Here is a 26,920-nt window from a genome sequence, read left to right on the forward strand (position 1 = left end):
AACATCAATTGGAGAAAGAATGTGACTCAGGATTTTGAGGGCTTGAACGTGCTTGTCACCGGTGCGGCATCGGGACTGGGCCGTGCGACAGCGCTGGAGTTTGCAGGTCGCGGTGCGTCCCTGACCCTGGTCGACGTGAACGCGGAAGGCCTCGACGAAACCCGCAAGGCCTGCGAAGCCAAGGGCGCGAAGGCAATCACGGTTCCTACCGATCTTTCCGACGCCGAAGCCTGCATGGCGCCGGTTCCGGCCGCGATAGACGCCTTCGGGAGGCTCGATGCCCTGATCAACGTGGCCGGAATGCTGGTCTTCAACCATTTCCCCGACACCACGGTGGCCCAATTCGACAAGGTCTTTGCCATCAATGTCCGCGCTCCGTTCCTGCTCATCCAGTCAGCGCTTCCCCATTTGCTGGAAAGCGAGGGCGCGGTGGTCAATGTCGCATCGGCTTCCGGAGTGATGGGCCACGCCTATACCACCGCCTACGGCGCGACGAAGGGCGCGGTCATCGCGATGACCAAGAACCTGGCCACCGAATACTGGAAATCGCCGTTGCGCATCAATGCCGTAGCGCCCGGAGCGATGATGACGCCGATGGCAAGCGCGACGAAGATGGACGAGACCTACGACATGCAACTGATCGCCAAGGGCATCGGCGCGCGGGAAATCGCCAGGCCCGAGGATCTGTGCGAGATTATCGCCTACCTCGCTTCGCCGCGGAACAAGCGCGTGCACGGGCAGGTCTATTCGATCGACCAGGGCGTGACCGCCTGATCACACCTTCGCGCATGCCTTGATGACATTGCCGATGCGAAGGCCGAGCAGATGAGGCTTGATCGCGTCGGCAATTCCTGTATCTCAATAAGGGGAACAGGATGAGACATGTCACGACAACTTCACTCCATCATTGCTCAGGCCCTCGCCGGTGACGGCGAAAAGGTCGCCCTAAGCTACAAAGGCCGCGACATTCGCTGGTCTTATCTGCGCAAGTTCGCCGAAGAGCTAGAGGACCTGCTGCAGCAGGCTGGGCTTGGCGAAGCGCAGCAGATCGGCTTCGTGCCGCGCAACCGGCCAGCTTTCGCGGCAGCGATGCTGGCGTTGCTGGCCGGTCGCCGCACTATCGTCATGGCCTATGCCTTCCAGTCTCCCGAAGCGATCGCCGCGGACCTCAGAAAGCTGAACCTGCCCGCCGTGATCGCGGACGAGCAGGACTGGACAGAGGAAACGCTGGCCGCCCTTTCTCCCGGCGCACTGGCCATTTCGCTTGCATCCGATCTGGATGCGGACGAGCCGGTGAAACTGATCGCCGGAGACCTCAAGGCCGACCGTTCGGGTACGGCGCAGCCGACCGCAGAACCCATGGTCGAGATGCTGACCAGCGGCACGACCGGCGCGCCCAAGCGCTCGCCCATGCGATTCTCCACGATCGAGACGGCAGTCCTGGCGCAAGGCGTGCTCGAACAGGTCGGCACGGACAATGAGGAAGGCGATCCGGGTACGGTCAATTTCCCCCTCAGCAATATCTCGGGCATCTATTCCTACCTGCCTTATGCGGTGTCGCGCCGCCTGGTGCTGTTTCAGGAAAAGTTCAATCTGGATGACTGGCTGGCCTTCGTCGACCGCCATCAGCCGACTACGGTAGTCATCCCTCCGGCAGGCGTGCGCATGCTGCTGGACCGAAAGGACGTGCCTGACGATGCGCTGAAAAGCGTGAAGTACGTGCAGGTCGGCACGGCTGCGGTCGACGTAGATTCGCACAAGGCATTCGAAAAGCGATTCGGCGTGGCGATCCTGCTGTCCTATGGCGCGACCGAATTCTGCGGCGCGGCCACGACGATGACGGCTGCGCAGTACGAGCAGTTCGGCGAAGCGAAATTCGGCAGCGTCGGCAAGCCGACCGGACAGAACATCGTCAGGATCGTCGATCCCGAAACGCGTGCTCAGCTGCCCGCAGGCGAAACCGGCCTGATCGAAGTCAAGATTCCCATGCTGGGCGACGATTTCATCCGCACGACCGACCTGGGCATGCTGGACGAGGACGGGTTCCTGTTCCATCGCGGCCGTAACGACGGTGTGATCGTGCGGGGCGGCTTCAAGATCATGCCCGGCACGATCGAAAGCGTCATCAACCGCATCGAAGGCGTGGCCGTGAGCAGCGTGGTGGGTGCCCCTAACCGGCGGCTGGGCGAAGTGCCCGTTGCCCTGATCGAGATGCAGCCGGGCCACGAACCGCTGCCTGCGGCCGAAGTGGAAAAGGCGATTCGCGCTGCACTTCCGGCCACCAACGTGCCGGTGGCCTATCTTTTCCCGACTGAATTGCCGCGCACCCCTTCGCTGAAGATCGATCTGAAGACGGTGAAGAAAATGGCTGCCGATGCGGTCGATGAAGGAGCGAAGGTGTGAACCTTTCCCTTTCCGAAGACCAGACCATCCTAGCCGACGAATTCCGCAAGTTCTTTGCCAGCGAAAGCGCGATGGAGCGTGTACGCGCCGCCGAAGAGAAGATGGGCGGCTTCGATCCGGAATTGTGGCGCTCGCTCGGCGAGATGGGCGCGCTTGCCATGCGCATCCCCGGCGAAGACGGCTTCGGGTTGTTCGAGGCCGGGCTGGTGGCCTTCGAAGCCGGTCGGCAATTGGCCAGCGGCCCTCTGGTGGAAGCCATCCTCGCGGCAAGGCTGCTTGCGCAACTTGGGGGACCTGAGGACCTCATCGCCCTGGCCTCTACCGGCGAGGCCGTCGTGACGCTGGCGCTGCACGAGGCCGCCGTCGGCGCGCAGATCGTTCCGGGCGGCGCGGTGGCCGACGCCATCCTCGTGCTGTCGGGCGACGAGGTCCGCCTTGTTCGCGAGATTGTCGGAAAGGCTCCCGACAATCTCGGCGGTCAGCCGCTTGCGCCCATCGACCTGTCCGACAAGGGCGAAATCCTTGCATCGGACGGCGATGCACGCGCGGCATTTCTTGCCGGGCTTGAGGAATGGAAGATCCTCACCGCCGCCTGGATGGCAGGCGCCGGGCTTCGCGCCCTTGAGCTGGCGGGAGAATACGCCAAGGAACGCGAGCAATTCGGCCGCGCCATTGCCACTTTCCAGGCCGTTGCCCATCCACTGGCCGACATGGCCGCGGAAATGACCGGAGCCGACCTGGCCTGGCGCTGGGCCGTTGCTGAAGTCGCTCAGGGCGGCGGCAAGGCGGCAGCCGCCGCGCCAATGGCATTCTGGTTTGCCGCACAGGCCTCTTCACAGGCCGTGTACCGGGCCCAGCATACATTCGGCGGATATGGCCTCGCGCTCGAATACGATATCCAGCTCTATGTCCGCCGCGCGCGGGCAGCCGCCGCGATCCTTGGCGATCCGCGCGATCAGTTGATCACGGCCGGCCGCCGCTTGTGGCTGGACGAAACCGCAGCCCTGCCCGAAACCGGCCACCCGGGCATCGAATTCGGTTACGGCGAAGCGGCAGAGGCTTTCGCGCAGGAAACCCGAGAATTCTTTCAGCGCGAACTGACCGACGAATATCGCGCGAACGCACATTTCTCCTATGACGGCCACGATTGGGACCTGAACCGGAAAATGGGCGAAGCGCGCCTCCTGTTTCCCAGCTGGCCCGAGGAATTCGGCGGGCGCGGTCTTGACGATCTCGCCACCGCCGCCGCGCTGCAGGTGTGGGAAGACGAAGGCGTCACCTCCCACTCGCAATATGTCTCGAACCTTGTCGGCCATTCGCTCATCCATTTCGGATCGGACGAAGTGAAGCGCGACATCGTGCCGCGCCTCGCCAAGGGCGAAATCATCTCGTGCCTCGGCTTCTCGGAACCCCATTCTGGCAGTGACGTCTTCGCAGCCAAGACGCGAGCCCGAAAGGACGGCGACGACTGGATCATCGACGGGCAGAAGATGTGGACGAGCGGCGCCAACCTGGCCCACCACGCCTTCCTGCTCGCGCGCACCGATCCCGACGCGCCCAAGCACAAGGGCATGACCGTGTTTCTCGTGCCGCTCGACGATCCGGGCGTGGAAATTCATCCCGTCCACACCTTCCAGGACGAGCGGACCAATGCGACGTTTTATGAAAACGTGCGCGTTCCCGATTCCTATCGCATCGGCCCGGTCAATGGCGGGCTGCAGGTGATGGGCTTCGCCCTGATGATCGAGCAAGGCGGCGGCGGTTTCGTCGGGCCGCATCGCCACGCAGTGGAATCCGCCGTCGAATGGGCGCGCGAAGCCAGCCGCAGCGGCCGCAAGGCGATCGAGAACCCGCGCGTGCTCGAACGCATCGCCGCGGCGGCGACGCGCAACACGGTTTCCTACCTACTGTACTGGCGCGCCTTATGGCTGAAGACCCAGGGCACAGACCGCGCGGCCGGACCGATGAGCAAGCTCTACGGCTCGGAAGCGCTTCTCAAGGACGCGGTCGACCTGTTCGAACTCGCAGCTCCCGACACTCTGCTGCGCGGCAAGCATGGCGCACGGCGGCTTGAACATGAAATGCGGCACGCATCCGTTACCACGGTCTATGGCGGCACCAGCGAGGTCCACCGCAGCCAGGTGGCGGAAGCCTTCTTCGGCCTGCCGAAAAGCCGCTGAGGACACGACACAATGCGCCTGATAGAAGACCCCAAACTTGACCGCTTCCGGGCTGAATGCCGCGACTGGCTGCAGGACAACGTCCCCACGGCCAAGCGACCGCCCGACGGGCTTGCCCTGCGCGAATACGATCTGGCCTGGCAACGCACCCAGTACGAAGGGGGCTGGGCCGGTGTTTCCTGGCCAAAGGAATATGGCGGGCGCGGCCTGTCGGTGCTGGAACAGCTGATCTGGCACGAGGAATACGCCCGCGCCGGCGCTCCGCCATCGGCTTCGATGTTCGTCGCGCTCAGCCATGCCGGGCCCACTTTGATCGTTCAGGGCTCCGACGAACAGAAGCAGCGCTATCTGCCCAAGATCCTCAAGGGCGAGGAAAACTGGTGTCAGGGCTTCTCCGAACCGGGCGCGGGATCGGACCTCGCCTCGCTCAAGACGCGCGGCGTAGTCGACGGCGATCATCTCGTCGTCACGGGCACGAAGATCTGGACCAGCTATGCCGAGGGCGCCAACCGGCAGGAACTGCTCGTGCGGACCGATCCCGAGCAGCCGCGCCATCGCGGGCTAACGTGGATCGTGTGCGACATGGACTTGCCCGGCATCGACATCCGCCCGATCACCGCCATGTCAGGCGTAACCCATTTCGCGCAGGTCTTCTACGACGAGGTCCGCATCCCGCTTGCCAACGTGGTAGGCGAGATCAACAAGGGCTGGGCCATCGCGATGACCACGCTGGGCTTCGAACGCGGCACCGGCACCATTGCCCACCAGATCGAGCTGGCCAATGGGGTCGAACGCCTGATCGAGGTAGCTGGCGAAACGACTGACCCGGAAACCGGACGCTCCCTGCTGGACGACGATGCCGTTGCCGCCAGGCTGGCGGGGCTTCGGGCAGAAGTGATGGCGCTGCGTTCGCTGACCGTTGCCTCGGTTTCGCGCGGAATGCGCGAAGAGGTTCCGGGCGCGGAAGGCAATATCCCCGCTCTCTATTTCGGAGAGCTGACCCGGCGCGTGAACGGCGCGGCGCTCGAAATACTGGGCCCCGCGGCACTGGCGCGCGACGGCGAGCATAACTGGCCGCTGCATTACCTGGAATCGTTCAAGTGGGCGATCGGCGGAGGCACATCGGAAATTCGCCGCAACGTGATCGGCGAACGCGTGCTTGGCCTGCCCCGTGGACCCCGAGCCATATGAGCCGCGACATGATAATCGACCTTCACCCGACAGAAGACCAGCAGATGATTGCCGACTCCATCGGCGCGATGCTGGCCGATACGCTTCCGGTCTCGCGCCTGCGCGAGAAGGATGCCTGGGCCGCCGCACCCGAAGTGGCGATGTGGAAGGACTTTGCCGAACTCGGCCTTTTCGCAATGGCCCTGCCGGAGGATGAGGGCGGTGCCGGCTATGGCCTTTGCGAAGAACTGGTCGCAGCGCGCGAACTGGGCCGCGTCCTGGCATCGCCATCGCTGCTTGCGCAGATTGCCGCAGTCCATCTTGCCTCGGGCGACGACCGCGCCGCGCTCGTGTCCGGAGACAAGCGGGCCGCTTTCGCAACTCCCGGTGTGGATGGCGCGCTCTACCTCTATGACGGAGTCGGAGCCGACTTTGTCGTCGTGCTCGACAGCGGCGTTTCGCTGCACAAGGCAGATGGGTTCGACTGGTCCGAGGCGGTCGCGATGGACGAGACGGTCTCGATCAGGCGCGCGTCCCCGGCCCCCGCGCCCGGGAACCGCGACGCCATGGCGGACCGGGTTTCGCTGCTGATCAGCGCAGCACTGGCAGGCATGGCGCAAGCGGCAACCGAACTTGCCGTCGAATATGCCGGTCAACGCGAACAGTTCGGCCAACCCATCGGGTCTTTCCAGGCGATCAAGCACGCGCTGGCCGACATGCGGGTGCGCGCCGATGCGGCAGATTCACAATCGCGCGTGGCCGCCGTGGCCTTTGGCCTGGGCGGGAACGACCGGCGCGAAGTGGCCGCTGCGCGCTGGCTGGCCGGCAATGCGGCCTTGGAAAACGCCAGGGCAGGCATCCAGGTACACGGCGGCATGGGTTTCACCGCCGAGTGCGACGCACATCTGTTCCTGAAGCGCGCCCACCTGTTCGCAAGTCTGGGCAGCAGCCGTCGAGGCGAGGAGCGCAGGCTGATCGCTTCAGCCTGACGGCTGGAACGAGAACGGCCGCAAGAACGGTATCGGCTCGGCCGCGACGGATCAGTTCCGTTCGGGCAGGTTCGGGTTATCCTCGGCCACAATCGCCGGGGTGACCATCCAGCCCCCGTCGGCCATGATCGTCTGCCCGGTCACGAAGCTGGCCTGCGGTGAAAGCACCCAGGCCAGCGCCTGTGCAACTTCATCCACCGTACCGAAGCGCCCCGCCGGCAGCTTCATGTGGAACAGTGCCTCCATCTGCGGCGACGCGGTGATGCGCGCCGTGGCGATCGGGCCGGGCGCAATGCAATTTACCCGGATCCCCAGGCGGCCCCATTCGAGCGCCATCGACCTGGCCAGCGAGACCATGCCCCCTTTCGCAGCGCCATAGGCGGCATGGCGCGCGGCGCCCTGTTCGCTGGCGATGGACCCGACGAAGGCCATTGCACCGCCGACGCCGCCATCGCGCATCACGCGTGCCATCGTGCGGCCGATCAGGAACATCGGTCGCAGGTTCAGCGCGAGCTGTGCGTCCCACATGGCGGTGTCCATGTCGATCAGGTCGCACCAGTCGGCCACGCCGATGACACTGGCGCACAAGGTCGGCACGCCGAACGCCTTCCCGGCTTGCGCGACAGCAGCCTCGACGGCACTTTCATCGCGCACATCGACCTCGACCGCGAGAGCTTCGGCACCGGTTTCGCCGAGCGCTTCGCATAGCCGTCTCGCTGCGTCGCCATCCCGATCCGCCACCACGACCCGCGCGCCGTGTGCTGCAAGCAGGCGCGCGGTCGCCTCTCCGATACCGGCGCCGCCGCCCCAGATGACGGCGCTTTGCCCCTCGATCCCGAGTGTCGTTGCCATTGTCATGTGTTTCCCGATGCAAAAGCCGGGGCAGCATCGGCCCAGATGGCGCTGCAAGCTTCGACGAGCGAATCGGCTTCAGCCAGCAATTGCGCCCCCCTGACAGGCTCGTGCGGATAGCTCACGCCGATGTTGTAAAGCACGCGCCGGTGGCGGTCGAAGATCGGCACCGAAAGCATCCGCACGCTGTACTCACCGTCCGGGTGGATTTCCGGCGGTTGGTATAGGCCGTTGTCCATCGCCGCGAGCAGCATGGCCAGGCTCGCCTGCGCACCGGCCCCTTCCTCCACGTCGGCAAGATGACGGGTGAAGGCGCCATGTTCGGCCGAGCGAAGCGAAACCAGAAACCCGCGGTGGCGCAGAAGCTGCAGCGCACGCTCGTGCCCCTCGCGCGCGGATTGCGACACGACCTGGCCCTGCACCTGGTCCCGGGGCGCGCACCATGCCGCGATATCCTCCTCGTCCGACCAGGCGATGAACAATCCGCCCAAAGGTGCGCGCAGTGGAACGCGCTGCCCGACGCGAAGGCTGGTGCTCATCCCCGCCTGCACGGCGAACCGCGCCACACCGATGATGTCGCTGCCAGCCCGGGCAGTCAGCAAAGTCTCACGCCCGCTGCGCGCCGCCCAGGCGGATGCCACCTGCCGCGCCTGTTCAAGCAGCGGATCGTGCCGTGCCGCCGCCTCTCCGATCGCCACCAGTGCCGGGGCGAGTCGGTAGGTCTTGCGTTCCGGATCGCGCAACAGATAGCCGCGCTGCATCATCACGTTCAGGATCGCATGCAGCGAGGAAGCATTCGTCCCGGTGAACCGCATGATATCCGACAGGGTGAATTTTTCCGCAGGCTGAGCCGCCATCAGGTCGATGATCTCAAGCGCTCTCAATGCGGATAGGGCGGGCCTGCTCATGCCCAAAAGAATGGATTCGGCCCATCAATTTTGCAACATCGAAATGATTTTCAGCATTGCAAAATTGATGGGCCGAATCCATGATAGAGGTACAGGATTTCAGAGAGAGGCGACCTCGTGAAGGACCGGGACTTCATCATGCGCGGGCTGGAGGCGGCCGACCTCGACGCCGTGAAGATCACGCTGTTCCATCACACGGGCGAGCGAACTCTGGCCGAACTCCCGGTTGCGGCAAGAATGAACGGCGACCAGAAGGTCGCGCTGATGACGAGGGCCGCCGACTGGCTGCTGGAGAACGCCTCTGCCCAACGCGCGCGCGCACCTTCTCCCGCCGAGATGCGCGCGATGATGGAAATGGCAACGGGTTCGCCCATCGGCGACAAGGAATTCGAGGCAAGGCACGAGATCGCCGGCCTCGGCGACTTTCCCTACATGGCGAAGTGGGACGGCGATCCGCCCAGCATACCCCCCGGTTTCAAGGTGGCCATCGTCGGCAGCGGCTTTGCCGGCGTGAGCATGGGCGTGCAGTTGGACCTGCTCGGCATCGACTACGTGGTGCTGGAACGGCGCTGCGAAGCGGGCGGCGTGTGGAGCATCAACACCTACCCCGATGTGCGGGTCGATACGATGTCGGTCACGTATGAATTCGCCTTCGATCGGGAGTTTCACTGGAACGAATATTTCGCCCGCGGCGCAACCGTGCGCGAGCATGTCGAAAGGGTAAGCCGCAAGTTCGGCGTGCATGGCAGGACGCTGTTCGAGCATGACGTGAAGGAAGCCCGCTGGAATCCCGACACCAGCGAATGGACCCTCACCGTCGCCACGCCCGGCGGCGAAAGGACCATGACAGTCAACGCTATCGTATCGTGCAGCGGCTTGTTCGCCACGCCCCGGATCGTCGATTTCGAAGGCAAGGAAGACTTCGCCGGCGATATCGTCCACACCGCCGAATGGCCCAAGGATCTCGACTACAAGGACCGCCGGGTCGCGACCATCGGCAATGGGTCCACCGGCGTCCAGATCCTGGGCGAGCTGGCAAACGCAGCCCGGCATGTCGACGTGTTCCAGCGCACGCCGCAATGGATCACCCCGCGTGCCGGCTATGGCAAGCCGATCGAGGACGAGCATCTCTGGCTGATCCGCAATTTCCCCGGCTATCGCAACTGGTGGCGCTTTACGGCAACCGCGCCGCTGTTCGACACGCACAAGCTGATGCTGCCCGATCCCGAATGGCAGGCCAGGGGCGGCATCGTGAACGAAGGCAACGATGCGATGCGCGCGATGCTGCAGGCCTATATCGCCGAGCAGGTGAACGGCGACCGGCACCTGATCGCGCAGTTGACTCCCGACTATGCGCCGCTGTCGCGCCGGCCGGTCGTCGACAACGGCTGGTACAAGGCGCTGACGCGCGACAATGTCGATCTGGTCACGACGCCCATCCGGCGCCTTGTGCCCGGCGGCATCGAGACCGTCGATGGCAGGGTGCGCGAATGCGACCTGATCGTCACTTGCACCGGCTATGCCGTATCCAGGTATCTCTGGCCTACGCGCTACAAGGGGGATCGCGGCCAGGATCTGCACGATGAATGGGACTCCGGCGACGGGCCGCGTGCCTACCTTGGGCTGATGCATCCGGGCTTTCCCAATCTTTTCACCGTCTACGGCCCCAATTCGCAACCGATCTCGGGCGGGCCGCAGCAACCGGTTTGGTTCGCGACATGGGGATCCTTCGCCGCCAGGATGCTCATGCGCATGCTGCGCGAAGGCAAGCCGCAGGTGGAAGTGACCCGCCAGGCCCATGACGACTATAATCGCAGACTGGACGCGCAGGCCGCCACCTTGCTGCAGACGAGCGAGCTGGGCGGCGCGGACAGGAACTATTACCTCAATGCCGATCAGGGTGGGCGGCTTCAGGTCAACGCGCCCTGGTACGCACCGGACTATCATCGCATGTTGACCCGGATCGATTGGGATGCGGTAAGATTTGCCGGCGAGCCGACAGAAGCACAGGCCATGACGGGAGCGGCATGATGGACCAACTGGAACTTGAAGGCGGCTGCGCGGTCGTCACCGGCGCGGGTTCGGGCATCGGGCGCGCCCTGGCGCTGGAAGCGGCGCGCCGCGGCCTGAATGTCGCCTTGTCCGATATCGCCCCCGAAGCGCTGGCCGAAACCCTTGCCATGGTCGAGGCTGCAGGCGGTAGCGGCATGGCCCGGACGCTGGACGTGCGCGATGCGCAAGGCCTGGAACTGTTCGCGCGGGACGTCGAGAACGCCTTCGGCTCACCTGCCCTTGTCTTCGCCAATGCGGGCGTGCTCAAGTACGGCAGCACGATCCGCCCCGACCTCTCCGTCTGGCGGCGCACGGTAGAGGTCAATGTGCTGGGTCCGGTCAACACGGTCCATGCTTTCCTGGGCAGGATGGTCGATGCGGCAAGGCCTGCCCAGTTCGTGATTACCGGATCGATGGGAAGCCTCGTTTCGGTGCCCGAACTGGCATCCTACACCGCATCGAAACATGCGATGTGGGCGCTTGCCGACAGCCTGGCGATCGAACTGGCCGATCAGGACGCCGTCGGGGTCTCGCTGCTATGCCCGCCGCGTGTCGATACGCCGATCCTGAATGAAAGCGAGGCGCGCATACGCTCGGCGCAAGGCGAGGAGGCGGCAAGGAGCTTGCGCCGTTCGGCCATGACGCCTGCAGAAGTCGCCAGCTGTGCATTCGACGGAGCCATCGCGCGGCGGCTTTACATCACCCAGCAGATCGAAGGCATTGCCCCCCTGCTTCGCCAGCGGATCGCAAAGCTGATTGACCTGTGACCGCCTGCGAACAGGCTCGCCAACCGACCTTCGCTGCTGCATGATTGACCGGATGTCCGAAAAGAACCCGAAAAACGCCGAGACTTCGCCATTCAAGGTGCCCTTCTTCCGGACGCTTTGGGTGACCATGCTGATTTCAGCCTTCGGGACCAACATCCAGGGGGTTGGCGCGGCATGGCTGATGACCGAGCTTTCCGGTTCGGCGTCGATGGTCGCGCTCGTGCAGACTTCGATGGTGCTGCCTCTCATGCTGTTTTCTCTGCTGGCGGGCGCGCTGGCCGACGGTTTCGAGCGGCGCACGGTGATGATCGCCGCCCAGCTTTCGATGCTGGTCGCTTCGCTCGGGCTGATCGCCTGCGCCGTGCTCGACTTGCTGACCCCATCGATCCTGCTCGCCTTCACCTTCATTATCGGCAGCGGCATGGCATTCAATGCGCCGGCCTCGCAGGCAGCCATCGGCGAGATAGTTCCCCGCCCTGCACTTCCCGGGGCGGTCGCCTACATGTCCATGACGTTCAACATCGGACGCTCGCTCGGCCCGGCGCTTGGCGGCATCATCGTTGGCGCATTGGGCGCGGTTGGCGCCTTTGCCTTCAACGCCTTCACCTACCTTCCGCTGACTGCCGTCCTGCTTCGCTGGAAGCCCCCAGAAACCGACACGTCCCTGCCGCGCGAACGCATCTTTCACGCCATGGCCGCGGGCATCCACTACACCCGCATGTCACCCGACATCCTGCGAGTGATACCGCGCGCAGCCCTGTTCGGGTTCGGCGTTGCGGCCGTTTCGGGTCTCATGCCGGTCATTGCCCGTGAAGAGCTTGGCGGCGGACCGCTTACCTACGGCCTGCTGCTGGGCGCCTACGGCATCGGCTCTGTCGCCGCGGGATTCGTCGTGCGACCGCTACTCGAACGCCTGGGCAGCGAGAAGGTGGTTCTGCTCGCGTCGCTGTGCGCGATGGCCGGCACGACAACCATCGCCTTCAGCCCCTATATCGCCTTGTCGATGCTGGCCCTCACGTTCGTGGGGATCGGCTGGGTGCTGGCGCTTTCCAGCTGCAACACCGTGGTCCAGCTGGCAGCTCCGCGCTGGGTGGTGGCGCGCACGCTGTCGATCTACCAGATGGGGGCGTTCGGCGCGATGGCGATCGGTGCAGCCACGTTCGGCACGCTGGCCGATCACATCGGCGTTCCCTACGCCCTGCTGGCAGCTGCGGGGGTTCACCTTGCCTCTATCCTGATCGGCCGCGTCCTGCCGATCGTCGATGTCGAACGCGATCTCGACCCGCACGACTGGAACGAACCAGACCTTGCCCTGCCGATCGAGGGCCGCAGCGGCCCCATCGTGATCAGCATCGCCTACGAAATCGACAGGGACGACGTTCCGCGTTTCCTCGCCCTCATGACCGAACGCCGGCGAGTTCGGCGCAGGGACGGCGCGCACGGCTGGACCTTGATGCGCGATCTCAATGCGCCGGATCGCTGGGTCGAGCGTTACGATGTTGCAACTTGGCACGACTATATCCGCCACAACAAGCGACACACCGTGGCCGATACCGAGAACTGGAGCGAGATCCTCGCCCTGCATCGTGGGGACGGGCGGCCTCGCGTGACCCGGTTGATCGAGCGACAGACCGCCAATCTGCCCGGCGCCCGCCTGCCTTCGGCACGCGAAATGAGTGGAATCGCCCAGCCCTAGTCCTCGTCGGCCCCGATCTGCGTCCTGGGGCCCTTCGGCCTTGGACCCTGTCGGCCCTCATCGACGTCCGGACTCGGCGGCGCAAAGGCAAATGAACCGCGCCGTCGCGGGAGGCGGCCCTACAATGATATCAAATTCGGGCTTGCCTGATATGCCTGGCGCCGGGTAAAGGTATCTCAATTGGATCTTACGGAGAGCGAGTATAGTGACGGCCACCGACAGCACAAAGCTTCAACGCCTCGAGGAACTCAAGAAGCGCTATGCTGCGGAACGCGACAAGCGTCTGCGCGATGACGGCAACGACCAGTATCGCGGGTTTGAGGAAATCCAGCGCCAGTTCGACAAGGACCCCTTCGCGGACCCGGCTTTCACCCGCGATGCGGTGGAGGAAGAGTGCGAGGTCGCCATTGTCGGCGCCGGTCTTTCCGGACTGATGACGGCCGCGCGGCTGACCGAGCAGGGCATCACTTCGATGCGCATCATCGACAAGGCAGGAGACTTCGGCGGAACCTGGTACTGGAACCGCTATCCCGGCGCGGCCTGCGACATCGAATCGTACATCTACATGCCGTTCCTTGAAGAGACCGGTTACATCCCGACCGAGAAGTACGCCAAGGCACCCGAGATTTTCGAGCACTGCCAGCGGATCGCCAGGCATTACGACCTTTACCCCCACGCCCTGTTCCAGACCCTGGTCAACGAACTGCGCTGGGACGATCGAGAAAACCGCTGGCTGGTCACCACCAATCGTGGCGACCGGATCAAGGCCCGCTTCATCGCGATCGCGGGCGGGATCATGCACAAGGCCAAGCTGCCCGGCATCCCCGGCGTAGAGAAGTTCAAGGGTCACTCTTTCCACACCACGCGCTGGGACTATGGCTATACCGGCGGCGGTCCGCGCCAGCTGATGGACAAGCTGGCCGACAAGAAGGTCGCCATCATCGGCACCGGCGCCACCGCGATCCAGGCGGTCCCCCGCCTCGCCGAATGCGCCGGGGAACTCTTCGTCGTGCAGCGCACGCCCTCGGCCGTCGGCCCGCGCGGCAACAAGGCCACCGATCCCGACTGGGCGCAATCGCTCGAGCCGGGCTGGCAGGCGAAACGCATGGAGAACTTCACCAAGATCGTCTCGAGCGAGGAGGTCTCCTGCGACATGGTGCAGGACGGCTGGACCGAGATCTTCCGGAACATCCCGCAGGCCTATTCGGTATCCACCGAAGAACAGCAGCTGGCCGACATGGAACAGATGGACAAGATCCGTGCCCGCGTCGACGAGCTTATCGCAGATCCGCAGACGGCCGAGGGGCTCAAGCCCTGGTACAACATGATGTGCAAGCGGCCGTGCTTCCACGACGAATACCTCCAGGCCTTCAATCGCGACAACGTCACCCTGGTCGATACCAAGGGCGCCGGCGTCGACGAGATCGACGAAACCGGGCTGATCGTCGATGGCAAGCACTACGATGTCGACTGCATCATCTATTCGACCGGTTTCGAAATCTCCTCCAGCTACGTGCGCCGCCTCGGCTTCGAGATCTACGGCCATGACGGTCAGGCCATGTCGGAAGACTGGGCCCGCCCCGAAGGCGCGCATACCATGCACGGCATTTTCACCCGCGGCTTTCCGAATATGCTGATGTTCAGCCTGGTGCAGGGCGGCTATTCGGTGAACTTCGTGCACATGCTTTCAGAGCTGGCCATCCACGTCGCGTGGATCATCAAGACCTGCAAGGACAAAGGCATCGACGTCATCGAGGCGACGGCCGAGGCCGAAGGCGAATGGTGGCAGGAAATCATGAAGTATCTCATGACTTCGGCCGAATTTCGCGCAAACTGCACGCCAAGCTACATGAATGCCGAAGGCAAACGCGATATCTCCATGGTCAAGCTGACGACCTACAACGGCGGCCTGATGGCCTATGTCGACATCCTGCGTAAATGGCGCGAAGCCGGCGATCTTCCGGGGCTTGAAACCCGCACGAGCGAAAACGTCGCCTGATCCGCGATACCGGCAGAAGATCACGCCAGATACAGGAGAGCCACATTGGCTATAGATTTCGACAAGGCGGCCGAGCGGCTGCGCAACTGGGGCCGCTGGGGCGAGGACGACCAGCGCGGCACCATCAACCACGTGGGTCCCGAAGCGCTGAAGCGTGCAGCGGCCGAAGTGGTTTCGGGCAAGTTGATCAGCCTTGGTCTTGAGTTCAGCCAAGACGGGCCGCAGATCCCCGAGATCACAAAGCGTCCCAACCCGCAACTGCTGGCCAGCGATCTCGACCAGATCTTCAATCCGGCCAATCCGCGTTCGCGTTTCAATGACGACGTGATCGTCATGCCGCTGCAGTCGGCCACCCAGTGGGACGCGCTGAGCCATGTCCACTACGACGGCGAGATGTACAACGGCTGCAAGGCAAGCGAATGCCTGACGGCGCGCGGCACAAAGAAGAACGGGGTGCACCATCTCGGCTCCCCGGGCATCATGTCGCGCGGCGTTCTGCTCGACATCGCCCGCCTGCACGGGGTGGATGAGCTTCCCGCCGACCACAAGATCAGCCCCGACGAGTTGAACCGGGCCTGCGAGAAGTTCGGCGTCACTGTCGAGGCGGGCGACATCGTAGTCGTTCGCACGGGCCATCTGCGCACTTTCACGGTACGCAAGGACAAGACGAAAGTGGCGGGCTTCCAGGCCGGCCTTGGCGCCGAGTGCGCGGAATGGCTGTACGACAAGTCCGCCGCCGCTGTGGCGGCCGATAATATCGCGGTCGAGTTTCTCGGCATGGAAAGCCTGACCCAGGAAGTCGTGCTCCCTTTCCACATGCTCGCCATCCGCGACATGGGGATGCCGCTGGGTGAACTGTTCGACCTCGAGGCCCTGTCGCAGGATTGTGCCGCAGACGGGCGCTACTCGTTCCTGCTGTCGGCTCCTCCGCTCAAGGTGACCGGCGCGTTCGGCTCACCGATCAATCCGATCGTTCTGAAATAGTCCGGGATACCGGCGCTGCCGGCATGCCGCATGATGCAAGACGGGCTGGCGCTACCGGCGCCGGCCCGCGCCATAGATATACCTTTACGGCCAACTGCTGACAGGGATCGCAGCGGCCCAGCGATGGAAACGGGAGGACAGGATGAGCCTGACGGGCAAGACGGTTTTCATCAGCGGCGGCAGCCGGGGCATTGGCCTTGCCATCGCGAAACGCGCAGCTGCAGACGGCGCCAATATCGTGGTCGCGGCCAAGACGGCGGAACCGCATCGCTACCTGCCCGGCACGATCCATTCCGCAGCGGAAGAAATCGAGGCGGCCGGCGGCAAGGCCCTGCCCCTGGTTCTGGACGTACGCGATCCCGATGCGATCGAAGCAGCGATGGCGCGGGCAGCTGACCGTTTCGGCGGCATCGACATCGTGATCAACAACGCTTCGGCCATCTTCAAGACGCCCGTCGAAGAGACCGAGGTCAAGCGCTATGACCTGATGATGGACGTCAATGTCCGGGGCACTTTCTTCACCAGCAAGGCCGCTGCCCCCTACCTTCTCAAGTCCGGCAATCCGCATGTGCTGACCATGGCTCCGCCGATCAACCTCGATCCGAAGTGGTTCGCCGGCCATGTCGCCTACACCATGTCGAAATACGGCATGGCGATGACCGTTCTGGGCATGGCCGAAGAGTTTCGCGGCGCGGGCATTGCGTTCAATGCCCTGTGGCCCCGCTACGGCATCGCAACCGCCGCGATCGAGTATGCCGCCGCCGATGCCGAAGCCTTGCGTCATTGCCGGACGCCAGAGATCATGGCGGATGCCGCCTATGCGATCCTCAACAGGCCTTCGCGCGAATGCACCGGCAACTTCTTCATCGACGATACTCTGCTGGCCAGCGAGGGCGTGACGGACTTCTCACCCTACCGCATCGATCCCGCCGTCCCGCTGCGCGAAGGCATGTTCCTGATCGAGAGCAACGCACCGCCGCCGGGGGCCTGAGCGCCTTTGCAGCGCCCGGCCCCGGCTGCACGGATCAGTTGAGCTCTGCTGCCATGAGAAATTTGATGTCGAAAGGCGCCAGTTCGTCGGTGTAGCCACTGCGGACCTTGTTCGCCCATGCCGGATCGGCGATTGCAGCCCGCCCGACGCTGAACAGATCGAAGTCTCCGCGCTCGAACATTTCAAGCAGGCGCACGAGATTGCCGGTGGAGGTTTCCGCACCTTCGACATAGCCCGAAAACAGATCGTTGCTCAGGGTAATCGACCCCACCGTAGAGGTCAGTTTGCCGGTCAGCTTCTTGGCCCAGCCCGCAAGATTCATATCGCTGCCTTCGAATTCCGGTTCCCAGAACCGGCGTGTGGAGCAGTCGAAGACGTCGACCCCAGCATCGGCCAGGGGCTGCAGAAAACGCTCAAGTTCCTGCGGCGTTTCAGCCAGGCGGGCGGTGAAATCCTGTTGCTTCCACTGCGACAGGCGGAACGAGATCGGGAAATCGGGCGAAGTCGCGGCCCGGCACGCCTCGACAATACGGATCGCCGTTCGCGAGCGCGTTACCAGATCATCGCCCCCGTAGTCGTCGCTCCGCAGGTTGGTCACGTCCCAGAAGAACTGGTCGATGAAATATCCATGCGCACCATGAATCTGGATGCCGTCGCAACCGAGCCTGTACGCGGTTGCGGCAGCTTCGCCGAAAGCATGGATCGCCCGCTCGATCTCTTCACCTTGCGCTGCACGACCGATCTGCTCGTCGCGTCGCAGCAAGCCGGATGGACTGATTGCGTCCATGACATCGAAATCGTCGGTCGGCAGAGGCATCAACCCGACGTGCCAGAGCTGCGGCCAGATACAGCCGCCCGCTGCGTGCACTCCGTCGATGACCTTGCTCCAGCCAGCAAGGGCCTCCTGCCCGTAGAAGCGCGGAACATTGGGCGAAAAGCCTGCCTGCGGATCGGGAACATACGTGCCTTCTGTCACCACCAGGCCGGTCCCGCCTTCGACGCGGCGCCGGTAATAGGCGGCCACCTTGTCATCCGGCACCCCACCGGGCGACATGTTGCGCGTCATCGGTGCCATCGCAATGCGATTGGGCAGTGTGGTCGAACCGATCGTCAGCGGTTCGAAAAAGGGTGCAAAATCCACTCCGGAAGCCGACTGCCCCTTCAGGCTTGCGTCGTGCCTGTCGGTGTCGATCCCCTGAAGCATTTTATCCCTGTAGCTTGCAACGCCATCGTTGCGATCTTCGTGTTCCATGGAATTTCTCCCATTCAGTCCTTGATCGACGCCGGATAATGCCGCGTCAGGAAATCGATGATGGCGAACGTGAAGGGGCTGTTCGCGTCGCCAGCCACCATATGCCCCGCACCGACCACCTCCTCGGTCTCCACATGCGGGACCAGATCGCGAAAGTGGGCGATCGACTCCTCGTCGATCACTGTGCTGTGCTCTCCCCGAACCAGCATGACCGGCAGCCGCAGGCGCGCGGCGGGTTCGTCGATCGAGATCCGCGTCTGCGGTACCTCTTGCTTGGCGCTTCCCGTCATGAAGCTGGGATCCCAATGCCAGTAGAACCGGCCATCGATCTCGCGCAGGTTCTTGCGAAGGCCTGAGACGTCCTTGGGCCTTGGCCTGTCCGTCATGTATTTGGACACAGCATCCGCCGCTTCCTCTACCGAAGCGAAGCCGTCCGTGTTCGCAGCCATGAAATCGCGGATCTGATGCGCGCCCTCCTGCTTGATCTTGGCTGCGATGTCGACAAGCACCAGCGCCGACGCAGGCGGCGGGTCGTCACTGCCCAGGGCAACGATCGCGGTCAGCCCGCCCAGCGATGCGCCGATGACCGCGGGCGCGGGCCCCGGCTGGAGCGAGGCGATAACCGCCTTCAGGTCGATAGCGAAGGCTTCGAGGCTGTAGTGATCGGTCCAGTCGCTGTCACCATGCCCGCGCGCATCCACGCTAATCGCGCGATAGCCCAATCCGGCCAAGGTATGCGCGGTCCTGGACCAGGAATGGCGGGTCTGACCGCCGCCATGCAGGAGGATGACAGAGGGCCCTTCGCCAATCGTGTTATAGGTCAGGCTGACCCCTTCCGGCGTGCAGATATTGCCTGTCTCTGAGATCATGCCGCAATCACCTCTCGACGCTTCACCGGTAACGAATCCCGCATTTCCGGTCGTTGCGTGCATCTCACCACCAAAGTCCTCCCAAACTTCCGATCCAGTAATTAAGATACCTCTATGTGAGGCCGGAAGCAAGGCAAGAGACCGGTTGGCCCGCTGGAAGCACACCACCCAGGGCAGTCAAGGCCTGGCCCACAAACGACGAAGCCCTCGGCGTTTGTGCACTGGGGGCTTAGGCCGTGCACGGTTGGTTGCGGATGCTCGCAACGGACGGTGTGCCATAAAAGCCATCATCGAAATCTGAGTGAATTGAAGACAGGCATTCGCGGAGTGCGCGGAAAGTCTCCTTTCGAGTGCACGCTGGTCGAGACTCCCGACCGATTGGCCGGTGATCTTGGGTTGGGTAACGACCGCCGTGTTGGACTTTGCTGCCATTCTTGGCGGGCTCATGCACCGACTGCCTTTTGCCGGTTCCCGAAATTAGCGCTTACAGCCATCCGAAGCTGCTCGACTGCAGGGAGCAAAATGGCGCAAGTTCGGCTGCCAGCCAAAGGCTCGAAGCACAAAAAGAGTTCGAGTCGATCAGATGCCGGTTTTCGCCAACGCACGAGCGATCTCCAACGACCTCCGAATAAGAGGCATCCGTTTTCGCTCCGACCGAACCGCCAAGTAGCCCTTCACTTCGATGAGCGAGGACGTCGTATCCAGGGGCAGAACGCGGATGCGGCTGTCCGGCGGACACTCCTTTTCGAACATCAGGCTCATGCCGAGGCCTTGCGCGACGGCCTCGCGGATCATTTCGCGCGTGTGAAGCTGCATGGTCTGTCCCGGCGCGATGCCGACGTCGGCAAGCAGGCGGTTCATCGTCGACAGCGTGCGCGAGGTTGCCTCGCGCACCATCACGATCTCGTCGGCGATCCGCTCCAGCGGCATGATGCCTGATCCATCGTCTGGCCAGGAAGAGGGCACGATGGCAACGAGCCGGTCCTTGTAGAGCGGCGCATAAGTGTAGTCGCTTTCGACCGCGGGCTCGCAGATGATGCCGATGTCGACCTGTGCCTTCAGCAGCAGTTCGTTGGTCTGCAGGGCGTTGGCGATGGTGACGCGGAAATGCGCGTTGGGCACCGCAGCCTTGAAGGCAGCCATGAATTCGGCGGCGTAAGGGGGCGAGTCAGTACCGAGGCGCAGGAGCGCGCCGCTGTCGATTTCGTCCTCGCCGAGCAACGCGCCGATCTCGTCGGCGATCCCGAACAGGCGCTCCGCCTTTTCGTAAAGCGCGCGGCCTGCCGTGGTCAGTGTCAGAGGGGGGCGCAAGCCTTCGATCAGCTTGACCTTGTAGCGTTCCTCCAGCGCCTTGAGTTGCTTGGACAATGTCGGCTGCGAAATATTCAGCCGCCGCGCGGCCTTGCTGACGCTGCGCTCCGAAGCAACGGCATAAAACGAACGCAGGTGGAGGAAATTGACGCTCATGAACCCTCGTGGACGAAGCCGGGGAAGCGCCGTCTATGGTCGCCATTCACCGGATGCATTGGCCTTGGACGGGCGCTCGGCCCAATCTGCCTGTGACGCATGATTGTTACAGGACGGTCACAGTAAGCCATGTCAGGCATTATCGGAAAATTCGACGTCGCGGTCGTGGGCCGCGGCATCGTGGGGCTGGCCCATGCCCTCGCCGCCGCACGGTGCGGCAAATCGGTGCTGGTGGTCGACCGCAACGCCCGCGCCACTGGGGCAAGCATCCGCAACTTCGGGTTCGTGACCGTCACCGGGCAAGAACGCCATGACATGTGGCCGCTCGCACGCCGCGCCCGCGAGGTCTGGACGCAAGTCGCTCCGCGCGCCGGGATCGCCATCCATCAGGAAGGGCTTGCCCTGCCGGTCCGCCGCAAGGCCGCCGTATCGGTGCTCGAAGCGTTCATGCAGACCGAGATGGGCGAACAGTGCCGTCTCGTCTCCGACGCACAGCTGCGCCGCATCGACCCCGCCACGCCGTTCGCCGCGTGCGAGGCCGCACTGCTCAGCCCGCACGAATTGCGGGTCGAAGCGCGCGAGGCGGTGCCGCTGCTGGCGGCCTGGCTGGAACGCGAGATGGGGGTCACCTTCGCGCCGCCCGCCAGCGTCATCGCCTGCGAGCAGGGCCGCGCGGTCACCGCCGATGGCGAATACCATGCCGAAGCGATCTTCGTGTGCCCCGGCGACGACCTGAACGCGCTGTTTCCCCGCGTCATAGCCGAGCACGCGGTGACGCGTTGCAAACTGCAGATGATGCGCCTCGCCGCCCCCGGCTTCCGCCTGCCGCGCCCGGTGATGAGCGACCTCGGCCTCGCCCGCTACGAAGGCTATGCGGCGCTGCCCGAGGCGCAGCCGCTGATCGCGCAGCTTCGCGCGGAGCAGGGCGCGCACCTCGAGGCCGGGGTCCATCTGATCGTCGCCCAGTCGGCGGACGGCTCGCTCGTCGTGGGAGACAGCCACGATTACGGCGATGCCCCCGATCCCTTCCATCACGAGGCGGTCGATCGCCTTGTCCTCGACGAGTTCGAGGCCGTGCTCGGCCCGGCCCCGCAGGCCATCGAACGCTGGGTGGGCGTCTATGCCTCGTCGCCGGAACAGAACTGGTTCAGCCGCACCGTCGCCGATGGCGTCCATGTCACAGTGGTGACGTGCGGCGCGGGCATGTCCACCGCCTTCGCCATCGGCGAGCGCGTGGTCACCGGCGCGCTGAATGCCCCCATCAAGGAGATTGCATGATGACCGATACCCGCTCGCCGATCGCCGCCGTGCTGTTCGATTGGGCCGGCACGATGATCGACTTCGGCTCACGCGCGCCGGTTATGGCGATGGCGCGCGTCTTCGACGAGGCCGGCGTTGCGGTCGAGGAACCGGTGGTGCGCCGCTACATGGGCAAGGCCAAGCGCGAGCACGTCGTCGCCATTCTGAGCGAGCCGGAAATCGCCGTGCGCTGGCGAGAGGCCAAAGGTGCGGAATGGACCGAGGCCGACGTTGACGCCCTGATGCTCCGGCTCGAGCCCGCCATGCAGGAATGCGCCGCGCTATGCCGCGAACTGATCCCGGGGGCGGTCGAAAACTTCGAAATGCTGCGTGCGCGCGGCATTCGGGTGGGATCGACCACCGGCTACACCCGCACGATGATGGCCGACATCATCCCCGCTGCCGCCCAGCAGGGCTATGCGCCCGAAGTGATCGTCTGCGCCGGCGAGACCGCGCAAGGCCGTCCTGCACCGTTGATGCTGTGGAAGGCCATGGTCGAGATGGGCGTGTGGCCTGCCGAGGCCTGCATTGCGGTCGACGATGCGCCGGTTGGCATCGAAGCCGGCCGACACGCGGGTATGTGGAGCGTCGGCCTCGCAGGCTCGGGCAACGGCGTCGGTCTCGACCATGCCGCCTTCACCGCGCTTTCAGCCGCTGCGAAGGCCGAGCGCATGAGCGCGGTCGTCGCGGAGTTCGCAGCGGCCGGGGCAGATTTCGTGATCGAGAGCGTGGCCGACCTCGACCTTGCCGTCGCGGCGGCAAGCCGGGCCATCGCGCAAGGGTCGAAGCCCGGCGCCGAGCCTGCGCGTTTCCTTGGCGGAACGACCGCGTGAACCCGCTTGCGGCGGCTCAGGTGGCGCCGGGCATGCCCGCTTCGCGGCGCATCCCGCCGCTGCGCGAATGGCTGGCGCAGGGCCATCCCTGGGCACTGGCGCTCTATGCAGGGCTTGCCAGCTTCGCCGCATATTCGGCGATGTACGCCTTCCGCAAGCCGTTCACCGCCGCAACCTATGCCGACGTGGCCGGCTGGGAGGGCGTGATCGATTTCAAGATCGCGCTGGTGATCGCCCAGGTCGCGGGATACGCGGTCTCGAAGATCATCGGCGTCAAGATCGTCTCCGAAATGGTCGCGGCACGGCGGGGCGTGGCCATCGTCGGCCTTATTGGCCTGGCATGGGTCGCGTTGGTGCTCTTCGCCGTGCTGCCGATCGCATGGAAAGTGGCCGCACTGTTCCTCAACGGCCTGCCGCTTGGCATGATCTGGGGCATCGTCTTCGGCTATGTCGAGGGGCGGCGAACGAGCGAAGTCATCGCGGCGGTACTCTGCGCCAGCTTCATCGTCGCCTCGGGTGTAGTGAAGTCGGCGGGCGTTTGGCTGATGACGCACTTGCAGATAGGCGAGTTCTGGATGCCCGCTGCCACCGGCGCGCTGTTCTTTCCGCTGCTGATCCTCGCCGTCATCGGCCTTGCCCAACTGCCGCCACCGAGCGCGGAGGAACAGGCGGAGCGCATGGCCCGTCCGCCAATGGCGGCCGAGGCCCGCCGCGCCTTCCTGCGCGAATACGGTCCCGGCGTGGCAGTGCTCGTCTTCGCCTACGTCCTGTTCACTGCTCTGCGCGACTTGCGTGACAACTTCGCCGCCGAAATCTGGACCGAACTGGGCTACGCGGGCGTCTCCGAAGTCTTTTCCGCCAGCGAGATCCCGGTCGCGGTGGTGACGCTGGCGATCCTGGCGAGCCTGGTGCTGGTCCGCGACAACCGGCGGGCCCTGGTCGCGATCCATGCCATCGTCATGGCGGGGGCCGTGCTGATCGGCGGCTCCACGCTCGCTTTCCAGTTCGGTGCGCTGGGACCGCTGCCATGGATGATCCTGTCGGGCCTTGGCCTCTACCTCGGCTATGCACCGTTCAATGCGATGCTGTTCGATCGCCTCGTCGCCGCGACCCGTCGGGCGGGCACGGCGGGCTTCCTGATCTATGTCGCCGATGCCTCGGGCTATGTCGGGAGCGTGACACTGACGCTGCTTCGCAACATGCCGGGGATTTCGATGGACTGGCTGCATTTCTTCATCTGGTTGGCTTACGCCACAGCGGGCATATGCCTGTCGATGGCGACAATTTCTCTGGTATATTTTATGAATAAATTTGATAAATGACAATTTGATCGACAATATTCTTTAAATATACACACCTCGCCCATGCAATTGAGCGGGGTTTTCTTCGTAATTAGAACTCCATTTTATTCGTCTATTGCTGCGATGCACCCAATGAATTGGTCGAGATCGACAATGCCATGTCAGAGCCATTTCAGGAAAGCGGCAACGGAGGTGATCGGCCGCTCACGAATGGGGAAGCACAAATGACCAGGTTCGCTCTCATGACCGCCACCAGCCTCGGGGCTATGCTCATCGCCACGACCGCGCAGGCACAGCAGATGTCGCCTGACGCGCAGGCCATGCCCTCGGGCGAAATCGTCGTCACCGGCACGATCGTCGCCAGCGAGATGAAATCGATCGCCGAGCAGCGCAAGGCAGACAATATCGTCAACGTCCTCACGGCGGACGGCATCGGCCGCCTGCCCGATCGCAACGCCGCCGAAGCCGTGCAGCGCCTGCCCGGCGTCGCCATCGAGCGCGACCAGGGCGAAGGCCGCTTCGTCGCGGTGCGCGGCCTGCCCTCGCAGTGGAACTCCACGCTCATCAACGGCAACCGCCTGCCCACCGCCGAGGAAGAGACCACCAGCCGGGCCACCGCCTTCGACTTCTTCCCGAGCGAGTTGATCGACCAGGTCGTCGTCGCCAAGGCCGTGACGCCCGACATGGAAGGCGATGCCATCGGCGGCTCGGTGAACTTCATCACCAGGACCGCCCCCGAGACGCGCACGCTGCAGGTGTCGGCAGGCGCCAATTACAGCGAAAAGGCGGACAAGGCAGGGTTCCTGGCGAGCGCGCTCTATGGCGACCGCATCGGCAAGTTCGGCTTCGTGCTTTCCGGCACGTACTACAAGCGCCACTGGGCCACCGACAACTACGAACCGCGCCGGGGCGGCGACGGCATCGGCATCACCCGCCTCGAACTGCGCGACTATACCGGCGTGCGCGAGACGACCGGCCTGAACGCGGCGATGGAATATGCCTTCGACGACGGCGGCAAGCTCTACGCGCGCGGGATCTACGGGTCGCTGAGCGATGACGAGACGCATTACAAGCACCGCATGAACTTCGCCTCGAACCGCGTCGAGGTGCAGCACATCTTCAACACTCTGATCACCGAACTGGCGGGCGGCGAAGTGGGCGGCATCCACATGCTCGGCGGCGATGGCGCAAAGTTCGAATGGAAGGCCGCGCACTACGAGAACCTGTTCCGTTATGGCGACACGCCCGACAGCCGGGACAACAGCTATTTCGTGGTCCGCTTCGACCAGCGCAACGTCGGCTATCAGGGACTCGAGAACCGGGGCTCTGGTAACCTTGCCTACAACGAGATCGACGGCGGCACCGATCCGGCCGATGCAATTTCCAACCATCTGCCGTCCGACTTCGCGATGAACCCCTCGCTCACCCGCCTTTCCAACGTGGAACTCTACCGCATCCGCGTGAAGGAGACGGACCGCGTGGTGCTGCAGGGCGATCTCACCGTTCCTGCGGGCGACAGTCTGACCCTGAAGCTTGGCGGCAAGTACCGCGACAAGCTGCGCGATGCCACGTTCGAAGACCTCTTCTACACCTGGAACCCGGCGGCAGGGCCCGTGCCGACATTGGCCGACTTCGCGCTGATGAACCAGCCAGGTCGCAGCGGCTACCTGGATGAACTGGCGATCGGCAAGCAGTACTCCGGCCAGTTCTCGCAAGTGGTCAGCGAGAAGGACATTGTCGCGTGGTATCTCGCCAACCGAGACAACCTCGTGCTCGACGAGGCCGGTTCGGCGACTCTGGCGAACGGCGGCGCATTGGGGCGCACCTTCCGCCTCTACGAAAAGCAGGCGGCAGGCTACGTCATGGGGACCTGGCAGCCCAGCGATGCACTGACCGTGCTGGGCGGCGTTCGCCTCGAATACACGAAAACTACCGTTGATGGGCAAGTGCTGGTCAACGGAGTGCTGGAAAAGGCGCGCAGTTCCAACGATTATCTCGCGGTGCTGCCCTCGCTCCACCTGACCTACCATCTCGATGGCGACACCAACCTGCGCGCCGCCGTCACCCGCACCTTCGCACGGCCCGACTTCGGAGACCTCGCTCCCGGCGGCGCATTCAGCGAGGCAGACCTTGAATTCTCGGGCGGCAACCCGGACCTCAAGCCGACTTACTCGTGGAACGCCGACCTGCTGTTCGAGCGCTATTTCGGCAACGACGGCGTCATCTCGGCGGGCGCCTTCTTCAAGCGCATTTCCAACCCGATCTACGACACCCGCCGCGTCGGCACCTATCGCGGCATCGACGGCGTAACCTTCCTCACCCCCGGCAACGGCGCCGCGGGCGACCTATACGGCTTCGAGATCAACGCGCAGCGCCGCCTGAGCTTCCTGCCGGGGCTGCTTTCGAACCTGGGCGTCAATGCCAACTACACGCTGATCCGCTCCACCTTCTCGCTGCCCGACGGGCGCGAGGTCCGGGTGCCGCGGCAGGCGAACAACCTTGCGAACGTGGCAGTCTATTTCGACGACGGCCGCTTCTCGACCCGCCTCGCGATGAACTACAAGGGTGCCTACATCGAAGAATACGGCAGCGATGCCGAAAGCGACAGCTACTACGGCGCCTACACCAGCCTCGACCTCACGGCGAACTGGAACCTGACCGATCATGTCACCCTGTTCGGCGAGGCGAGCAACCTCACGAACCAGAAGCTGCACTATTATCTGGGCGAAAAGGCGCGCCCGCTCCAGGTCGAATACTACGGTCGCCGCTTCATGCTGGGCGTCAAGGCCAGCCTGTTCTGAGATCGCAATCCGGTCGGAACCTTCACCTTGATTGGAAGCAAATGCCAGAAGCTGGCTCATCGTCGTCGACGGTGAGCCAGCTTCGAAGATGTGAAATATTGCCATGG

Annotated in this window: 20 protein-coding genes; 15 read left to right on the forward strand and 5 right to left on the reverse strand. The window is 64.0% G+C overall.

The genetic code is table 11. The features are described 5' to 3' along the window. Positions 1 to 21 precede the first annotated feature (21 nt). The 5 genes from JI59_RS09525 to JI59_RS09545 all read left to right on the forward strand — a co-directional run bounded on the left by JI59_RS09525 (position 22) and on the right by JI59_RS09545 (position 6,742). Positions 22 to 774 (forward strand): SDR family NAD(P)-dependent oxidoreductase, encoded by a 753-nt coding sequence (locus JI59_RS09525; protein WP_007012958.1) that lies wholly within the window; start codon positions 22 to 24, stop codon positions 772 to 774. Between the two features lie 108 nt (positions 775 to 882). Next, positions 883 to 2,403 (forward strand): class I adenylate-forming enzyme family protein, encoded by a 1,521-nt coding sequence (locus tag JI59_RS09530; RefSeq protein ID WP_007012957.1) that lies wholly within the window; start codon positions 883 to 885, stop codon positions 2,401 to 2,403. Further along, complete coding sequence (locus JI59_RS09535) at positions 2,400 to 4,583, forward strand: acyl-CoA dehydrogenase family protein (protein ID WP_007012956.1); 2,184 nt, start codon at positions 2,400 to 2,402, stop codon at positions 4,581 to 4,583. The genes JI59_RS09530 and JI59_RS09535 overlap by 4 nt, the downstream gene beginning before the upstream one ends. A gap of 12 nt (positions 4,584 to 4,595) precedes the next feature. Continuing rightward, positions 4,596 to 5,774, forward strand: coding sequence for an acyl-CoA dehydrogenase family protein (locus JI59_RS09540; protein ID WP_007012955.1), 1,179 nt, complete (start codon positions 4,596 to 4,598; stop codon positions 5,772 to 5,774). A gap of 8 nt (positions 5,775 to 5,782) precedes the next feature. Continuing rightward, entirely contained in the window at positions 5,783 to 6,742 is a 960-nt protein-coding gene (locus JI59_RS09545; RefSeq protein ID WP_160289731.1) for an acyl-CoA dehydrogenase family protein, read from the forward strand. 51 nt (positions 6,743 to 6,793) lie between these two features. On the opposite strand, the gene JI59_RS09550 is transcribed toward JI59_RS09545, so the two are convergent. Further along, positions 6,794 to 7,594, reverse strand: a complete 801-nt coding sequence (locus JI59_RS09550; RefSeq protein ID WP_038575912.1) for an SDR family NAD(P)-dependent oxidoreductase — start codon at positions 7,592 to 7,594, stop codon at positions 6,794 to 6,796. 2 nt (positions 7,595 to 7,596) lie between these two features. Beyond that, positions 7,597 to 8,502 carry an IclR family transcriptional regulator gene (locus JI59_RS09555; protein ID WP_081473957.1) on the reverse strand — a complete coding sequence of 302 codons (906 nt, stop codon included), beginning with the start codon at positions 8,500 to 8,502 and terminating at the stop codon, positions 7,597 to 7,599. Between the two features lie 117 nt (positions 8,503 to 8,619). On the opposite strand from JI59_RS09555, the gene JI59_RS09560 reads away from it, so the two are divergent. The 6 genes from JI59_RS09560 (at position 8,620) to JI59_RS09585 (ending at position 16,991) form a co-directional block, all read left to right on the forward strand. Beyond that, positions 8,620 to 10,533 (forward strand): flavin-containing monooxygenase, encoded by a 1,914-nt coding sequence (locus tag JI59_RS09560; RefSeq protein WP_007012951.1) that lies wholly within the window; start codon positions 8,620 to 8,622, stop codon positions 10,531 to 10,533. Continuing rightward, positions 10,533 to 11,321 (forward strand): SDR family NAD(P)-dependent oxidoreductase, encoded by a 789-nt coding sequence (locus JI59_RS09565; protein WP_052117874.1) that lies wholly within the window; start codon positions 10,533 to 10,535, stop codon positions 11,319 to 11,321. Before JI59_RS09560 ends, JI59_RS09565 begins: the two co-directional genes overlap by 1 nt. Positions 11,322 to 11,373: 52 nt before the next feature. Continuing rightward, positions 11,374 to 13,017: an MFS transporter gene (locus tag JI59_RS09570; RefSeq protein WP_238532515.1), complete on the forward strand. Its 1,644-nt coding sequence runs from the start codon at positions 11,374 to 11,376 to the stop codon at positions 13,015 to 13,017. A 205-nt stretch (positions 13,018 to 13,222) separates the two neighbouring features. Next, entirely contained in the window at positions 13,223 to 15,016 is a 1,794-nt protein-coding gene (locus JI59_RS09575; RefSeq protein WP_038575915.1) for a flavin-containing monooxygenase, read from the forward strand. 45 nt (positions 15,017 to 15,061) lie between these two features. Continuing rightward, complete coding sequence (locus JI59_RS09580) at positions 15,062 to 16,000, forward strand: cyclase family protein (RefSeq protein WP_007012947.1); 939 nt, start codon at positions 15,062 to 15,064, stop codon at positions 15,998 to 16,000. 142 nt (positions 16,001 to 16,142) lie between these two features. After that, a complete protein-coding gene (locus tag JI59_RS09585; protein ID WP_007012946.1) occupies positions 16,143 to 16,991 on the forward strand; it encodes an SDR family oxidoreductase in 849 nt (282 codons plus the stop codon). A 34-nt stretch (positions 16,992 to 17,025) separates the two neighbouring features. Here JI59_RS09585 and JI59_RS09590 read toward each other — a convergent pair whose 3' ends face one another. The 3 genes from JI59_RS09590 to JI59_RS09600 all read right to left on the reverse strand — a co-directional run bounded on the left by JI59_RS09590 (position 17,026) and on the right by JI59_RS09600 (position 20,579). Then, complete coding sequence (locus tag JI59_RS09590; protein WP_007012945.1) at positions 17,026 to 18,243, reverse strand: NADH:flavin oxidoreductase; 1,218 nt, start codon at positions 18,241 to 18,243, stop codon at positions 17,026 to 17,028. A 14-nt stretch (positions 18,244 to 18,257) separates the two neighbouring features. Then, positions 18,258 to 19,112: an alpha/beta fold hydrolase gene (locus JI59_RS09595; protein WP_007012944.1), complete on the reverse strand. Its 855-nt coding sequence runs from the start codon at positions 19,110 to 19,112 to the stop codon at positions 18,258 to 18,260. A 579-nt stretch (positions 19,113 to 19,691) separates the two neighbouring features. Continuing rightward, entirely contained in the window at positions 19,692 to 20,579 is an 888-nt protein-coding gene (locus JI59_RS09600; RefSeq protein ID WP_007012943.1) for a LysR family transcriptional regulator, read from the reverse strand. 129 nt (positions 20,580 to 20,708) lie between these two features. On the opposite strand from JI59_RS09600, the gene JI59_RS09605 reads away from it, so the two are divergent. The 4 genes from JI59_RS09605 (at position 20,709) to JI59_RS09620 (ending at position 26,813) form a co-directional block, all read left to right on the forward strand. Beyond that, positions 20,709 to 21,857, forward strand: a complete 1,149-nt coding sequence (locus JI59_RS09605) for a TIGR03364 family FAD-dependent oxidoreductase (RefSeq protein WP_007012942.1) — start codon at positions 20,709 to 20,711, stop codon at positions 21,855 to 21,857. Next, positions 21,857 to 22,711: a phosphonoacetaldehyde hydrolase gene (phnX, locus tag JI59_RS09610; protein ID WP_138921355.1), complete on the forward strand. Its 855-nt coding sequence runs from the start codon at positions 21,857 to 21,859 to the stop codon at positions 22,709 to 22,711. Before JI59_RS09605 ends, phnX begins: the two co-directional genes overlap by 1 nt. Continuing rightward, a complete protein-coding gene (locus tag JI59_RS09615; RefSeq protein ID WP_007012940.1) occupies positions 22,708 to 24,033 on the forward strand; it encodes a DUF5690 family protein in 1,326 nt (441 codons plus the stop codon). The genes phnX and JI59_RS09615 overlap by 4 nt, the downstream gene beginning before the upstream one ends. 203 nt (positions 24,034 to 24,236) lie before the next feature. Further along, on the forward strand, positions 24,237 to 26,813 hold the full coding sequence (locus JI59_RS09620) for a TonB-dependent receptor (RefSeq protein WP_202946088.1): 2,577 nt from the start codon (positions 24,237 to 24,239) through the stop codon (positions 26,811 to 26,813). Positions 26,814 to 26,920: the final 107 nt, after the last annotated feature.

Origin of the sequence: Novosphingobium pentaromativorans US6-1 (assembly GCF_000767465.1) — a bacterium.
In the GTDB taxonomy this organism is placed as follows: Bacteria; Pseudomonadota; Alphaproteobacteria; order Sphingomonadales; family Sphingomonadaceae; genus Novosphingobium; species Novosphingobium pentaromativorans.

Coding starts and splice junctions, on each gene's coding strand:
- JI59_RS09530 (WP_007012957.1), top strand. CDS start 883: ATGTCACGACAACTTCACTCCATCATTGCTCAGGCCCTCGCCGGTGAC.
- JI59_RS09540 (WP_007012955.1), top strand. CDS start 4,596: ATGCGCCTGATAGAAGACCCCAAACTTGACCGCTTCCGGGCTGAATGC.
- JI59_RS09545 (WP_160289731.1), top strand. CDS start 5,783: ATGATAATCGACCTTCACCCGACAGAAGACCAGCAGATGATTGCCGAC.
- JI59_RS09550 (WP_038575912.1), bottom strand. CDS start 7,594: ATGGCAACGACACTCGGGATCGAGGGGCAAAGCGCCGTCATCTGGGGC.
- JI59_RS09555 (WP_081473957.1), bottom strand. CDS start 8,502: ATGAGCAGGCCCGCCCTATCCGCATTGAGAGCGCTTGAGATCATCGAC.
- JI59_RS09565 (WP_052117874.1), top strand. CDS start 10,533: ATGGACCAACTGGAACTTGAAGGCGGCTGCGCGGTCGTCACCGGCGCG.
- JI59_RS09570 (WP_238532515.1), top strand. CDS start 11,374: ATGTCCGAAAAGAACCCGAAAAACGCCGAGACTTCGCCATTCAAGGTG.
- JI59_RS09585 (WP_007012946.1), top strand. CDS start 16,143: ATGAGCCTGACGGGCAAGACGGTTTTCATCAGCGGCGGCAGCCGGGGC.
- JI59_RS09590 (WP_007012945.1), bottom strand. CDS start 18,243: ATGGAACACGAAGATCGCAACGATGGCGTTGCAAGCTACAGGGATAAA.
- JI59_RS09595 (WP_007012944.1), bottom strand. CDS start 19,112: ATGATCTCAGAGACAGGCAATATCTGCACGCCGGAAGGGGTCAGCCTG.
- JI59_RS09600 (WP_007012943.1), bottom strand. CDS start 20,579: ATGAGCGTCAATTTCCTCCACCTGCGTTCGTTTTATGCCGTTGCTTCG.
- JI59_RS09605 (WP_007012942.1), top strand. CDS start 20,709: ATGTCAGGCATTATCGGAAAATTCGACGTCGCGGTCGTGGGCCGCGGC.
- phnX (WP_138921355.1), top strand. CDS start 21,857: ATGACCGATACCCGCTCGCCGATCGCCGCCGTGCTGTTCGATTGGGCC.
- JI59_RS09620 (WP_202946088.1), top strand. CDS start 24,237: ATGACCAGGTTCGCTCTCATGACCGCCACCAGCCTCGGGGCTATGCTC.